The organism is Dysosmobacter acutus, assembly GCF_018919205.1.
GTDB lineage: Bacteria > Bacillota > Clostridia > Oscillospirales > Oscillospiraceae > Oscillibacter > Oscillibacter acutus.
Map to the genome: position 1 here is coordinate 2,407,998 of NZ_JAHLQN010000001.1, position 13,178 is coordinate 2,421,175.

Annotated in this window: 12 protein-coding genes and 1 riboswitch; all 12 genes read right to left on the reverse strand. The window is 62.5% G+C overall.

Annotated features, from left to right (window positions below; translation table 11 throughout):
• Positions 1–16: 16 nt before the first annotated feature.
• Entirely contained in the window at positions 17–571 is a 555-nt protein-coding gene (locus KQI82_RS11510; protein ID WP_216632890.1) for a hypothetical protein, read from the reverse strand.
• Positions 568–1,179, reverse strand: a complete 612-nt coding sequence (locus KQI82_RS11515) for a hypothetical protein (RefSeq protein ID WP_216632891.1) — start codon at positions 1,177–1,179, stop codon at positions 568–570. Before KQI82_RS11515 ends, KQI82_RS11510 begins: the two co-directional genes overlap by 4 nt.
• 11 nt (positions 1,180–1,190) lie before the next feature.
• Complete coding sequence (gene pilM / locus KQI82_RS11520; protein WP_216632892.1) at positions 1,191–2,171, reverse strand: pilus assembly protein PilM; 981 nt, start codon at positions 2,169–2,171, stop codon at positions 1,191–1,193.
• Between the two features lie 50 nt (positions 2,172–2,221).
• Positions 2,222–3,019 (reverse strand): prepilin peptidase, encoded by a 798-nt coding sequence (locus KQI82_RS11525; protein ID WP_216632893.1) that lies wholly within the window; start codon positions 3,017–3,019, stop codon positions 2,222–2,224.
• A gap of 130 nt (positions 3,020–3,149) precedes the next feature.
• The gene (locus KQI82_RS15805) at positions 3,150–3,461 is read right to left on the reverse strand and encodes a prepilin-type N-terminal cleavage/methylation domain-containing protein (RefSeq protein WP_277602921.1); all 312 of its coding nucleotides are present in this window, start codon (positions 3,459–3,461) and stop codon (positions 3,150–3,152) included.
• A gap of 85 nt (positions 3,462–3,546) precedes the next feature.
• Entirely contained in the window at positions 3,547–4,761 is a 1,215-nt protein-coding gene (locus KQI82_RS11535) for a type II secretion system F family protein (RefSeq protein ID WP_216632894.1), read from the reverse strand.
• An 18-nt stretch (positions 4,762–4,779) separates the two neighbouring features.
• Entirely contained in the window at positions 4,780–5,823 is a 1,044-nt protein-coding gene (locus KQI82_RS11540) for a type IV pilus twitching motility protein PilT (protein WP_216632895.1), read from the reverse strand.
• A complete protein-coding gene (locus KQI82_RS11545; RefSeq protein WP_216632896.1) occupies positions 5,813–7,525 on the reverse strand; it encodes a GspE/PulE family protein in 1,713 nt (570 codons plus the stop codon). Before KQI82_RS11545 ends, KQI82_RS11540 begins: the two co-directional genes overlap by 11 nt.
• Positions 7,526–7,529: 4 nt before the next feature.
• Positions 7,530–8,018: a type II secretion system protein gene (locus tag KQI82_RS11550; RefSeq protein ID WP_216632897.1), complete on the reverse strand. Its 489-nt coding sequence runs from the start codon at positions 8,016–8,018 to the stop codon at positions 7,530–7,532.
• A 1-nt stretch (position 8,019) separates the two neighbouring features.
• The gene (locus KQI82_RS11555; protein WP_216632898.1) at positions 8,020–8,325 is read right to left on the reverse strand and encodes a type IV pilus modification PilV family protein; all 306 of its coding nucleotides are present in this window, start codon (positions 8,323–8,325) and stop codon (positions 8,020–8,022) included.
• Positions 8,318–8,983 carry a hypothetical protein gene (locus KQI82_RS11560; RefSeq protein ID WP_216632899.1) on the reverse strand — a complete coding sequence of 222 codons (666 nt, stop codon included), beginning with the start codon at positions 8,981–8,983 and terminating at the stop codon, positions 8,318–8,320. Before KQI82_RS11560 ends, KQI82_RS11555 begins: the two co-directional genes overlap by 8 nt.
• Before the next feature lie 14 nt (positions 8,984–8,997).
• Positions 8,998–12,873 (reverse strand): hypothetical protein, encoded by a 3,876-nt coding sequence (locus KQI82_RS11565; protein WP_216632900.1) that lies wholly within the window; start codon positions 12,871–12,873, stop codon positions 8,998–9,000.
• Between the two features lie 154 nt (positions 12,874–13,027).
• Positions 13,028–13,108, reverse strand: a riboswitch (cyclic di-GMP riboswitch).
• Between the last annotated feature and the right edge of the window lie 70 nt (positions 13,109–13,178).

Sequence of the window (13,178 nt, forward strand, 5' to 3'; positions counted from 1 at the left end):
GCTCTTTTCCCTTCTCTCATGTAATTGTTTCATAAAAGGTGGCGGTCAGCGCCACGGTGACCGGTCCCTTGGTCACATCCGGTGATGCTTCTCCTCCGGAGGCCGTGACGGTGATGTCGTTGAGGGAACAGCTGTAAACACAGCCCGCCAGACGCTCCATCACCTGCTTTGCCGCCTCATAGCTTGCACAGGAAACGATCATCTGGATGGGCCGGGACACAAGCCCGTCCTCCCCGAACGTCACGTCGGAAAAAATGAGGCTGTACTCCTGCGAGAGCCCCAGTATGGCGTCCAACTGTACCATGACGTTTTCCAGATTGTCATAATCCGGAATAGACGCGGTCTGCACCGTGTGGCCGCTCTGCGCCAGCGATTGCTTCATGGACTCCAGCCGCTGGGCCTTGGCCAGCTCCAGCACCATCTCATCCTGGGCGCCCTGGGCCAGCAGCTGGGCATCGGCCATGCGCTGGGCCACCGGCTGGGCCACGACCTTCGTGTAGCCCACAAACAGCAAAATCAGAGTCAGGATCAGCAGCAGCACTTTTTCCCGGTTGGTAAAGGTGCGGTTCATGCCTCACCGCCTCCTTCCTCAGCGGGTTCGGAGAGGGCGAATCCCTCCAGAGCGGAAAGCTGAATGGTCATGGTGGCGGTGGTCAGCGCGCTGTCGTCCCCCTGGGTGCTGGCGGTATATACCTGCACGTTGGCCACCTGGCTGGAATCGGTGAGGGACTTAAAAATCCGGGAGATCTGGTTCAGCGTCACCCCCGAGAGCTTGACCGTCACCACGCTGTCGGTCATGGAGAAATACTCCACCCGGGAGGTCTCCACCAGCTCTTTTTCCACCAGTTCCAGCGTCTCCATAGGGTCGACTCCGCCGGTGGAGCGCATGGCCAGCACGTATCCCTCATAGGCCGCCGCCACGTCGTCATACTCCGCGTTGGACACCCGGATTTCCGCCACCTGCGCCTGTGCGGCAGCGGCGGCGGCCTCCGCCCGGGCGGCCGCGTTCAGGCGGTCCACCACGGCAAACTTACAAAAGAGCCCTACGGCCACCGCTAAGATCAGCGCCGCGGGTAGCACTGCCTCCAAATGGTGGGGATCCCTCTCCCTTTGGGCCAGGTTCAGCGTCTGCTTGGAGGGATACCGTTTTCCCGGCGCCGATACATTCCAATTCAACAATCCAATCCCCCCTATTGCAGCGCCGCGCCCACGGCGGCGGGATAGAGCAGCTCCCCGCCCTCGGGCATCAGCTCACAGATATCGTGCACCGTCAGCTCCAGCTGTGAGCGCAGCGTCCGGGTCATGGGCTCCACCTGGGCCCCACCGCCGCATAAATAGACATCCCGCAGGTCGCTGTCCGGCGTGTTGAACCCATAGAAGTGGATGGCGCGGAGCACCTCCACCGCCGCACGGTTATAGAGCTCCATACACTCAGGCAGCCGCTGTGCGTCCTCATAGTTGTTCATCCGGTAGGAGGCGGCCACATGGGGGTCCACATCCATATGCTCGGCGATGGCGCTGTCCACATCCCGGCCGCCGATGTCCACAAGCCGGGTCGTCTCGTAGACGCTGCCCCGGAACACGTGCATGCGGATGGCCTCGTGGCCCAGATCGATCACACAGTACTCCGCCGGGTGCGCTCCGGGATGGTCCTGCTCATAACGGCGCAGCAGGTTCCGGTAGGCCATGCACTCCGGCACCGCCGTCGTCAGCCTCAGCCCCGCCTTGCCGATCATCTGACGGCAGGCGGCGATCTCCGCCTTTGCCACCGCCGAGGCCAGCAGTTCCAGCACTCTGGGCAGGCCCTCCTCATCCTCCTCCGTGCCCACCACGGCGTAGTCATAGAAGTAGAGGTCCTTATCCCCCTGTATGTAGTCGTGAAACTCATAGGGCAGATTCACCGCCAACTGGTCCACCGTCATATAGGGCATGGCGATCCGCCGGGTCATCGCCGTCTCCGAGGGAAGCGCCAGAGCGCAGCGCCGGGTGGTGATGTGGTTTTTCCGCACTATCTCCCGCAGTACGTCGGACATGGCCTCCGGCAACAGGATGCGTCCGTCCCGCACAAGGTTTTCCGGCAGCGGCTCCATTGCGATCTTCTGAATTTTGCCGTCGGAGACGACCGCGGCTTTCACCGCGCTGCTGCCGATGTCCAGACCAAGATAGGTCATAAGCTCCCCTCCTCTATCTTCATTCCCGTTTTTGGGAAGTTTGTTCCGATTCAAAATAAGCTCAAATATGCCTGAACGGCCGGCTCCGCAGCCAATATGGACAAAAACGCGGCAGCGGCGATGGCCGGGCCAAAGGGAAACGCCCCCTCCCCGTCCTCTGTGCACACGCCGCGGAAAATCAATGCGAACGCAATGCCAAGGAAACAGGAGAGCAGCAGCGTAAAAAGATTGCAGCTCCAGTGGGAAAAGAGCCCGATGGCAAAAAAAAGCTTGATATCCCCGCCGCCCATGCTCTCCCGGCCCAGCACCCGGTCCATGAGCAGCACCAGTCCCAGCAGCGGCAGCGCCACGGCCGCCGCGTTGAAAACGCCCTTCAGCCAGAGGCTCCAGAAAGGGCCGCCCCGCAGGGCGGTGACGACGGTAAAGTCCAACGCGATCCCCAGCACCAGGGAATCGGGAATGTATCCCGTCTCCAGGTCCACCAGTGCAATCGTCAGCAGCACCGCCGTGAGAATCCAGAATTGCAGCGTATTCAGCGTCACGTCATAGCGCAGGACGATCAGCACAAAGGCTATGGCGGTAAATCCCTCCGTCAGGGGATAGCGGATGGAGACCGGCGCGCCGCAGTGGCGGCATCTCCCCTTTTGCACCACCCAGGAAATCACCGGAATCAGCTCCCGGGGCGACAGGGTGTGGCCGCAGGCGACGCAGTGGCTGCGGCCTTTGGCAGCGCTTTCCCCGTGGGCCATGCGCCAGGCGCAGCAGTTGGCAAAGCTTCCTGACACCAGTCCAAACAGCGCGGAGAGGGTCAATATGTAAATCGTGACAGCCGGCGTGAGATGCAGCATAAGCCCTCCCGGAATGGTGAATCATCGCAAGCGGGAGCCGCAACCCATCGGCTCCCGCCCGCGGCGGTTCAACGGTTGTTCAGCGGGGCAGATTCATCCCCGCAGTGGGTTGAGGAAATGTACGGTGATTTTATTTGCCCTTCCACTGACCGTTCTGATCGATCTCAGTGTAATATTGCAGTTTATACTCAGTGCCATCACCAAAGGTAATTGTTGTTCCGCTGACAGAAGCATCACCAGTGATGGAGGAGTCGTAGTTGTGCAGCACTGTCTCCATGTAAGCGGTGCGGATATTGGCGTCGTCGGCGGCCTTCTTGGCGGTGTTCAGGGACGCGTTGAAGCTGGGAACGGCGATGGCGGCAAGGACCGCGATGATGGCCACCACGATCAGCATCTCCATCAGGGTAAAGCCTTTTTTCAAACGTTTCTTCAGGTTTTTCATTGTATATTCCTCCTAAAAATTATAATGACAATCACTTTTTTATATCCATCCGGGAGCGGGTTGAACTTCCGGAAGAATTGCACTCTCACATGACCCCGTTGTACATGGCAAACATGGGCGCGTAAACCGCCAGCAGGATAAAGCCCACAAGCAGCGCCAGGACGCAGATCACCACCGGCTCCAGCAGGGACAGCGCCTTCTGGGAGGCAAGCTCCGTCTCGTTGTCGTAATAGGAGCCCACCACCTCCAGCGTGGTCTCCATGGTGCCCGTTTCCTCACCCACGCCGGTCATCTCCATCAGCAGCTCCGGCAGGTACTGGCAGCGCTTCATGCAAAGCCCAAGCTGCTTGCCCTCCTCCAGTCCGGGCACCATGCGCAGGACCTGGGAGGCAATGCAGTAATTGTCCATCACCTTCCCGGTGGTGGACACCGCCCGGATCACGGGCAGTCCCGCGGCCAGGAGCGTGGACATGGTGTTGGCAAACTGGGAGGCGCTTTTGAGCACGGCGATCTTCCCCAAAACCGGCAGGTGGAGATGGATCCGCGCAAAGAGAAGTCTCCCTCTCTCCCGCTGCCCATAGAGCTTCAGGGCAATGAGAACCGCGGCCAGAATCCCCAGCGAGGCCAAGCTGTAATTGGTAAAGAAATTGGAAAGGCCGATCAGCATCCGGGTGGGCAGCGGCAGCTCCGTCCCCATGGCGGCAAAGCTTGAGAGGAAGACGGGAACCGCCACCACCATGATAATCGCCACCACAACCACCGCCACAACGACGGTAAAAAGGGGATAGGCCATGGCGCTTTTCACCTTTGCCCTGGTGCGGGAGGACTTGTCATAATATGTCTTCAACCGGCCAAAGGCCACGTCCAGCGTACCGGACTCCTCGCCGGAGCGCACGGTTTCAATGAATGTGGTGGGCAACCCCCGGCCCTTACTCTCAAAGCTCTGGGCCAGGCCGAAGCCGGAGGCCACATCCCCGGCCACCTGCGTCAGAATTTTCTTTAGCGCCTTGTCGTTGGTCTGCCGGGCGATCAGCTCCACCGCCCGGACCACCGGGATGCCGGAACCCAGGAGGATCGAAAACTGGGAGCTGACCACCGCCAGCGTCTTCTCGCTGATCCGCCGCGGCGGCAGCACCTCCCGGTGCAGGATGCTTTCACGCTGCTCCACCTGGGCGATCTTCGTCACCACCGTGCAGTTCTCTTTGATTTTGGCCACGGCCTCATACTCATCAAAGGCCTCGACCACACCGCTGACCCTGGCTCCGTCCCGGGAGATGGCGCGATATTTGAAGGCGAGCAAATCAGATCACCCCTCTGCTCAGAGATTCTTTCGGACAAAGTCCGGATCATGGGCCGCCTGGCGGGCCGTCTCGGCGGAAATTTTACGCTCCCGGTACAGCTTCAGCACGGCGTTATCCATGGAGATGCCTCCCTCGGCCGCCGAGGTAGCCACCGCGCTGGCGATCTGGGGCGTCTTCCCCTCCCGGATCAGATTCCGGATGGCGTGGTTCACCACCATCAGCTCGCAGGCCGCAGCCCGGCCCTCCCCGCTGCGCAGCGGCAGCAGCTGCTGGCTGAGCACCGCCTGGAGCGTCATGGACAGCTGCATGCGAATCTGGCGCTGACGCGCCTCGGGGAACACATCCACAATCCGGTCCACGGCGTCCGCTGCGCTGCCGGTGTGGAGCGTGGTCAGCACCAGGTGCCCCGTCTCCGCCGCCGTCAGCGCTGTCTCAATGGTATCGAGGTCCCGCATCTCGCCGATAAGCAGGATATCCGGATCCTCCCGCAGCGCCGAGCGCAGCCCCGCGGCGTAACTCCGGGTGTCCGGACCCACCTCCCGCTGATTGAATACGCACCGGTCCGGCGTGTAGAGATATTCCACCGGATCCTCCAGGGTGAGGACATGCTCACAGCGGCTGTGGTTGATGCGGTCGATCATGGCCGCTATCGTGGTGGACTTGCCCGAGCCCGTCTCGCCGGTGACGATCACGATTCCCCGGCGCAGCTCCGTCAGGGCGGCCACCGCGACTGGCAGGCCCAGGGACTCCAGCGCCGGGATTTTCTCGGCAAGCAGCCGCAGCGCTCCGGAGTAGCGGCCCTGCTGGCGGAACAGGTTGAAGCGGACCCGGCGAGAGGCGATGGTATCTGCGCCGTCCCACTCGCCCGTGCGCTCCAGATCGGAAAACCCCTCGCCGGCCAGCTCCCGGGCAAGGCCCTCGCAGCTCTGCGCCGTAAGCGGCTCCTCCCCCTGGGGGCAGAGCGTTCCGTTGATGCGGAATCGGGGCGCGAGACCACAGATCAGATGCACGTCGGAGGCGCCGGCCTCCGACGCGCTGCGAATCAATTCCTCAGCTCTCATAGTCATAATCGGCGGAATTGGTGATCCGCCTTGCCTCCTCTATGGTAGTAACGCCTTCTATCACCAGACGGCGGCAGTTGTCCGCAAGAGAGGTGAACCTGCCTTCCCGCCGGACCAGCGCGTCTATCTCCTCCCGTCCGGCTCCGGCGGAAATGGCGCCGCGCAGTTTCCGGTCCACTATCAAAAGCTCAAATACGCCGGTTCGGCCCCGGTATCCTGTGCCGAAACAGGCAGGGCAGCCGCGGCCCCGGTAGAATTTATGTTCCGTGCCCGGCTGAAGGCCTATATCCGCCAGTTCTTCCTCTGAGGGCTGGTACTCCTCCCTGCACTCAGGGCAGATCCGGCGCACCAGCCGCTGGGAGATCACGCCGCTCAGGGCGCTGGCGATGAGGTAGGGCTCCACGCCGATGTCCAAAAGCCGCTCCACCGTGGAGACGGCGTCGTTGGTGTGGATGGTGGAGAGCACCAGATGACCGGTGAGGGCGGCGCGCATGGCGATCTGAGCGGTCTCGCCGTCCCGGATCTCACCCACGGCGATGATATCCGGATCCTGGCGCAAAATGGCCCGCAGCCCCCCGGAAAAGGTCATGCCGGTCTTCTCATTGATCTGCACCTGGTTGATGCCCGCGATGTTGTACTCCACCGGGTCCTCCAGCGTCACCAGATTCACCTGCTCCCGGTTCAGCTCCCGGATCATGGTGTACATGGTGGAGGATTTTCCCGATCCGGTGGGACCCACGATCAGGATAACGCCGCTGTTCTGGCGGATCAGCCGCTCATATTTCCCCAGGTCTTCTCCGGTTAGCCCGATGCGGCCCTTATCCAGCAGCCGGGCGCTCTTATCCAGCAGCCGGATGACAACCTTCTCACCGTAGATGGTGGGCAGCGTGGACATGCGCAGGTCCACGTCCGACTGCTTGACGCGCACGTTGGCCCGCCCGTCCTGGGGCACCTTGCGCTCGGTGATGTCCATGCCGCCCATGATCTTCAGCCGGGAGACCACCGACGACTGCAAATCCTTGGGCACCGACATGACGGCGCGCATCAGTCCGTCGATGCGCATGCGCACCCGCAGCTCGCCCTCCTCCGGCTCCAGATGGATGTCGCTGGCCCGCTCCGAGATGGCCCGCTCAATGATGGAATTCACCAGCCGGATCGTGGGCGCCGAACGGGCGTCGTCCCCGATCTCGTTTGCCTGAAAAGGGTCCGGTCCCCGGCTCCCCTCCGACGCGCGCATCTCCCGCTGCATCTCCTCGATGGCCCGGGCCGCGCCTTCGTTTCCATAGAGGGAGGCGATGGCCCGGCTCACCGCCTCGGATGTGGCGATCATGGGCACCACACGATGGCGGGTGGCGGTCTTGACCTCCTCGATGGCCATAAAGTTCAGCGGGTCGGTCATGGCGATGTAGAGCGTGTTCTGATTGAGCCGTACCGGAACCAGGGCATGCTTTTTGGCGATTCCCCTGGGGATTGTCTCCGCCATCCTGGGCGGGATGCTGATCTGGCTCAGGTCGATGAACTCCACGCCCAACTGCATCTCCAAAGCTTCGATAAACTGCTGCTCCGTGATCACCTGTTCGGCGATCAGCTCCTCGCCCAGCCTCCGCTTTGACTTTTTTTGGTTTTCCAGGGCGGCGGACAGCTGCTCGTCGGTGATGAGATTCACAGACTTGAGCAGATCCCCCAGTCTTGTATACGCCATGAACCTACGCTCCTTCAGTCCCGCACCGCAGCGTGCGGAAGCAAAACTCGATTTCTCTTGAGATTTCTCCGGCGGCAATGGTATAGCTTCCTCTGAACACCCCGTCTTCATACAAGAGGGAAAACCCGGAAAGCTCCAGATTGGAATAGGCCCCGTCGCTGAGCAGCGGCATGATCCCGAGCCCATCGGCATCCCTGTCAAGGGGAGAGGGGGTAAGGCAGAGCTTTCCATCCTTCAGAAACAGCCGTCCCCCGGAAACGCCGTAATCCGGATTTGTAAAGCGGTCCTCTCCCTCCCACAAGGCATAGCGCAGCACGTCGCCTATCGCCGTATCCACCGTGTCGGCCAGCGTGGCGCTCTCCGCGTTGAAAAGGGAGATGCGGTAGGTATCCGACGCGGAGGCAAGGCCCAGCCACATTGTGGCAATCAGTATCACCAATATCGCCACGGCGGCCAGAGTCTCCACCAGGGTAAAGCCCCTGCTCCTTCTCATCTCACCGCCCCTCCTTTACAAGGGAATAGGAGGTCAGCCTTCCCTCGCCGCCCACCACTCGGACTTCATAGGTCTCCTCTCTCCCGCCGCCGCGGATGGAGACCTCCCCTGGCGACGACTGGAGCGGATCGCATAGTTCGGCGGCGTTCCGCTCCCCGCGGAACGCATTTTCCCGCTCCCTTGCGGACTGGTTGAGCTGGATTCCGCTCAGGCACATCCGCACCATCATCAGACTGGCCAGCGTCACCAGTAAAATGGCCGTCAGCGTCTCCACCAGCGTCTCTCCTCTGCTGAAGCGTTTACCCACGGCCGGCACCTCCTTTGGCGATGGTGCCGCCGTCCCAGGCGATCACCGTGGTGTCGGTGATGGTGTAGACGTCATAGGTCTCCGTCACCCAAACCTCCTCTCCCTGCTCGTTGACCTCCGTGGTCTCATGGGAGCAGAAGGAGGTTTCCCTGGCCTCCGAATGGGTCAGCGTAGCCTCAAAGGTGAGGGTCATCACATAGTCGGAGCTGTCTGTGGTAAGGGTGAGCACAGCCCGGTAGGTTTCATCCATCTCAAGGGCCACATGGACCTCATCCATATGCCCGGCGCTGACGGTGTAGTCGCCCGCCCCCGTCCGGCCGCAGAACACCGGCCAGGCGGCATCGGTGAGAAAGTTGTCGTCTCCCGTGAGGCCGCCGCAGCGCCCGGCGGTATCCGCTTCCCAGCCGCAGGTGTACTCGGTGCGGCTGGTCCAGCCGCTGCACTCCGAGCCGGCCAGCGTCTCCTGAAGAAGACGCGCCGCTGAGCTCAGGGAGAGATAAGCCTGCTCCTGCGTCCGGCGTCCCTTGAGCCGGGAGGCGCTGGCGGTGGCCGACCCCAGCACCACCGACCCCACCAGAAAGAAGATGAGGCAGACGCCAAGGGCCAGCAGCAGCGACGCGCCCCGCCGGCTATGCAGTTTTGACCTGGCACCGCCCATGTGGTCTCCCCTTCTTATCCAACGAATTCCACCGCGGGTTCCTTGCTGTCATCATAGCTGATCCGGAAGCGGTAAGCTGTTTTTCCATCCGTGAGCACAAGGTCCGTGGTCTCCTTGGCGCCCCTGATGATATCCGGGTCGCTGAGCAGGTAGAGGCGCATCCCCTCCGGCGCCAGTTCCGGCATCTGCCTCAGGGCGCTCAGGTTCATACGGACCGTACCGCCCCGGCTGCTGGTATAAGCCACCGTCCACTCCGATTCGTCTTTCCGTCCGCTGAGCAAAATGCCGTAGCCCAGTGGGTGCCAGTTTTTCTCCCGCACCGGCCACCGGGACGCCGGTTCCCCGTCCGCTCCGATGCTCAGTCCCACTATCATGGACTCCCCATCCGGCCCGCCGGCGCTGTTCTCCCCGCAGAGGATCACGGCCCCCAGATCACCGGCTGCGATCTGCTTGCTGCTCAGGGGCCAGTCTCTCCAGTGGTCCAAGGCGGAGAGCCGCGGATAGGGATAGGCTTTCCCCTGAAGTTCCTGCGCCCGGGGATGGCACTGCGCCGGCGCCGTCTCCAGCGTCCAGGGCGCCGCCATCCGCAGCATCGTGAGATCGTTCAGCGTGATGGGCTGGCCCACGCCGCCTTGAAGCGCCTCATTGTATCCCGGCCCATAGCCCCACCGGCAGTCTTCCGCCGCACCCGCCGGGGCCACGCCGTACCGGCGGGCGCCGCCTTTGATCTCCGCCACGCTGTAGCACCGCTCCGCGCGAAGGCTGCCACCGGTCACCGCCGCGATTCCCGCGGCGGTATTCTTTGCCGTCACGGAACCGGCCGCATAGCAGTCTATGATAGCGCCGGCCGTACAGACCAGGGCGCCCGCGCTGCCGCTCTCCGCCGTTACCGCGCAGTTTGCATAGGAAGAAGCGATGGTGCCGCTGTTTTCCACCACCAGCCCCGCCGCGTTCTCTTGTCCGGAGGACACGGTACCAGCCGCGTAGCAGTCTGAAACGCTCCCGCCGTTGCGGAAAACCAGCCCCGCCGCAGGCCCCTCGGACGCCACGTCGCACCGGGCCCAGGAATTTCTGACATATCCGCTGTTGAGAGAGACCAATGCCGCCGCGGAATCCGCGCCGGTCCCCGTTACGCTGCCGGTGGCGCCGCATCCCTCCACCGTCCCTGTATTCGCGCTCACAAGAGCGGCGCAGGCGTCGCTCTGGCGGATTTCCACACCCTCTGCCAGCAGATTGCGCAGCGTTCCGTTGCTCCAGAGAAACAGTGTGTCCCTCAATCCCGTGATCCGGTTGCCTCCGCCGTCCACCGTGCAGCCCAGGTAGTTGTCAATCCGCGCCGTGGAGGCCCGGGCCTCAATGTCGTGGGTCTGCTGGAAATACCACCAGCCGCCTGCGTGGCCGCCGATGTTCTCCAGGTGCTCCGCCGTGCGGAGCTGGAATGGCTCCCTCTCCGAGGGAGAAAGGGCATTCAGGGACAGCGCCGCTCCAAAATAGGGATTGATGGCAAGGGAGCGGCGGGTCTTGGTCTCATAGACCGTTTTCCCCGGCAGCGGATAGGGATCCATCAGGTCCTTCCCTTTGGCGCTGAGGGGATGAAGCTCACCGCTGACGCCGCCGAAGCGCACTGTGACCGGGGCGTCCAAGGCCGCGCCGCCATAGTCCCGGAACCATCCGGCCGCCGATTCGCCGCTCAGCAAGAGGACGCCGTAGCCGGCCTCCGCGATGGACCTTTCATTTCCGGCAAGGCTGTCTTGCAGCTTCTCCTCCCGATCGTAGCCGTAAAAGCCCCAGGAGCCGTCCCCATACCGCTCATAGTAGCACAGGCCATAGGGAATATCCGCCTCCACAGGGGCCTCCGTCTCCAGCGGCCAGTCGCCGTAGTGATCCGACGTCACCATGGGGAACGGGAACGCCAACCCACGCAGCTTTTCGCTGTGGGGGTGGCTGTTGCGCACGCTGTTGTCCGAGCTCTCCAACTCTCCATAGGAGGCTGCCGTCAATCCGATCTGGCCGGTTTGGGGAAAGTCATCGTTATAGCCGCTCTGGACCAGGTAGACGCATCCGCTTGCGCTCAGCGCGCCCTTGCCGTAAAAAGCGCCGGAGGCGGTCTGAGCCGTCACCTTCCCGTAGACGCGGCAGCCGATGCACCGCACCGTTCCGCCGGCATTGCCGATGGCGCCGCCAGCCTGGTCCTCCTCCGCCCGCTGGGCGGTGACCGGCGCGCTGAGCGCGGCGGTCACGGAGGCCGTGGTATAGCAGTCTCTGATCTCCAGTTTCCCGCCTGTGTTGCAAAGCCCCGCCAGGCCGCCCACCCTTGAATTTCCCGTGACCGTACCCGAGGCGTAGGAGCGCTCCGCGGATAGGGCGCCGTCCACCAGGCCCACCAGACCGCCCACATACCAGTTTCCGGTGACATCCACCGCCGAAAAGGAACCCTTCATCTCCAGGGTGCCGCTTCCGCACAGGCCCACCAAACCGCCCACGGAGCTGCCGCGGGCCGCCACAGAGCCGGAGTCCTCCTGCCAGGCTCCGCAGTTTTCCACCGCCGACACCCCGTCGATTCTGCCGGCTAAAGCGCCCGCGCAGCTCCCGGCGGCGCTGACGGCCGCATCCTTCATGCGGACATTGCGGACCGTGCAGTCCCGCAGGGAGGCAAACAGTCCCACATTGTCGGCGCCCCTGATCTCAAACCCCTCAAGCAGATTCCCGCAGCCGTCATAAACTGTGCCGCCGCTGAAAAGAACGCTGTTTTCAATGGGGGAAAAAGCAGACAGCGGCCGCTCCCCCGCCGACGCGCCGGGCATCGCAAGCTCCTGCCAATTGTCCGGGGCAAACTTGATGTCCGCCGTCTGACGGATGCTGCTTCCGGCCCGCCCGTCATAGCAGTCGCCGCGCAGGTTGTTCAAATGGCGCAGACAGGCCACATCTATCTCCACGGCGCCCTCCGCCTCCCGCTTCTGCGCAAAAAGGCTGTTCACCGTGGTCCAGGTCTCGCCCCGCAAAACCCCTTCTTTCCCGCTGTAGGTGATGACCGCCGTCACAGTCAGATTGTCACCCGGAGTCAGACGCCCTTCGGTGAGCTCCGCAAAGTGCTCTCCCTGTCTCAGGCTGTCCAACAGCAGCCTTGTGGTCACCTCTCCCGTGGCAAGTACGCTGAATTCCGCGTCGCCGCCCGTGTAGCTGCGGCTCCAGCGGTGGTCCGCCGCCCCGGACTCGTCGGTCACGGTGAGCGCCAGCGTCAGATTTCTCTGGTCAACCACCGCCTCTTTCAGTCCGGCGCAGTGAAACGCTATATAAAGGTCCTCGCTGTTCACCGCCTCTATTGTGGGCCTGAGCGCCGGACTCCCCCCAGCGGCAGCGGCGGAGAAGCCGCCGTAATAGCCGATCTCCTCAGCCCTCCGGTCCTCACGGCTGCGGCTGGACAGGGCGGTGACCTCCGAATAGAGCAGCGGCCGCTCAGCATAAAAAAGTCCATAGAGGCTGCCGCCTGCCGGGTCCAGCTCTATCAAAAAGCTGCCCTCCGGCGCCAGCGTGGAGAGTGTCAGGCAGGTGTCGGGAAAGAGCTCCTCCGCCTGGGAGGAGGAGATGTAGTAGAGGCTGGTCCAGGCGTCATCCTCCGCGTCCTGAGGCTTTGCCCCCAAGGTCTTCAGGCTCTGCTCCCGCGTCAGGGCGTCCTGAAGTTCCGCAAGAGTGCCTGTGGCCCTGCGGCCGGTCAATTCATTCTGTGCCGTGAGATAGAGGGAGCGGGCAGTGTCGTCCAACTCCCGCAGCTTCAGGCTCCGGCGCAGCGTGATCACAGATGGAATGGCGATTGCGGCCAGCACCACGACCAGCACGACGGCCAGCAGCGCCTCCTGAAGGGTGAAGCCGCGATTTTTCCGATTTCCCATTGCTGCCCCCTCCCCCAAGCGATGCAAACCCCGCTGCTCCCTCTCCAGATAAAATAAAAAAACTGCCGCTGTTAAGTTACAGCGACAGTTTTTCCATGGTTTCACATCAATACAGGCAATGATTCCCCGTTGAAATCCATTTCCCCTATTTTTGTGTTGCAGCTGGCTGTCGTAGATAACTGACGATCCTATAGCTTTGCGTCGCCGGCTTTCGCCGGGTTTGCCCTACACATACGCTCATGTTACCACGCAGTCTTAAAAATTTCAACTCAAATCTTGTGTTTTTCTTTATTTTTCAGTATTTC

Bases quoted from the DNA above. Each gene is read 5' to 3' on its own strand.
- KQI82_RS11510 (WP_216632890.1), bottom strand. From the start codon at position 571: ATGAACCGCACCTTTACCAACCGGGAAAAAGTGCTGCTGCTGATCCTG.
- pilM (WP_216632892.1), bottom strand. From the start codon at position 2,171: ATGACCTATCTTGGTCTGGACATCGGCAGCAGCGCGGTGAAAGCCGCG.
- KQI82_RS11525 (WP_216632893.1), bottom strand. From the start codon at position 3,019: ATGCTGCATCTCACGCCGGCTGTCACGATTTACATATTGACCCTCTCC.
- KQI82_RS15805 (WP_277602921.1), bottom strand. From the start codon at position 3,461: ATGAAAAACCTGAAGAAACGTTTGAAAAAAGGCTTTACCCTGATGGAG.
- KQI82_RS11540 (WP_216632895.1), bottom strand. From the start codon at position 5,823: ATGAGAGCTGAGGAATTGATTCGCAGCGCGTCGGAGGCCGGCGCCTCC.
- KQI82_RS11545 (WP_216632896.1), bottom strand. From the start codon at position 7,525: ATGGCGTATACAAGACTGGGGGATCTGCTCAAGTCTGTGAATCTCATC.
- KQI82_RS11550 (WP_216632897.1), bottom strand. From the start codon at position 8,018: ATGAGAAGGAGCAGGGGCTTTACCCTGGTGGAGACTCTGGCCGCCGTG.
- KQI82_RS11560 (WP_216632899.1), bottom strand. From the start codon at position 8,983: ATGGGCGGTGCCAGGTCAAAACTGCATAGCCGGCGGGGCGCGTCGCTG.
- KQI82_RS11565 (WP_216632900.1), bottom strand. From the start codon at position 12,873: ATGGGAAATCGGAAAAATCGCGGCTTCACCCTTCAGGAGGCGCTGCTG.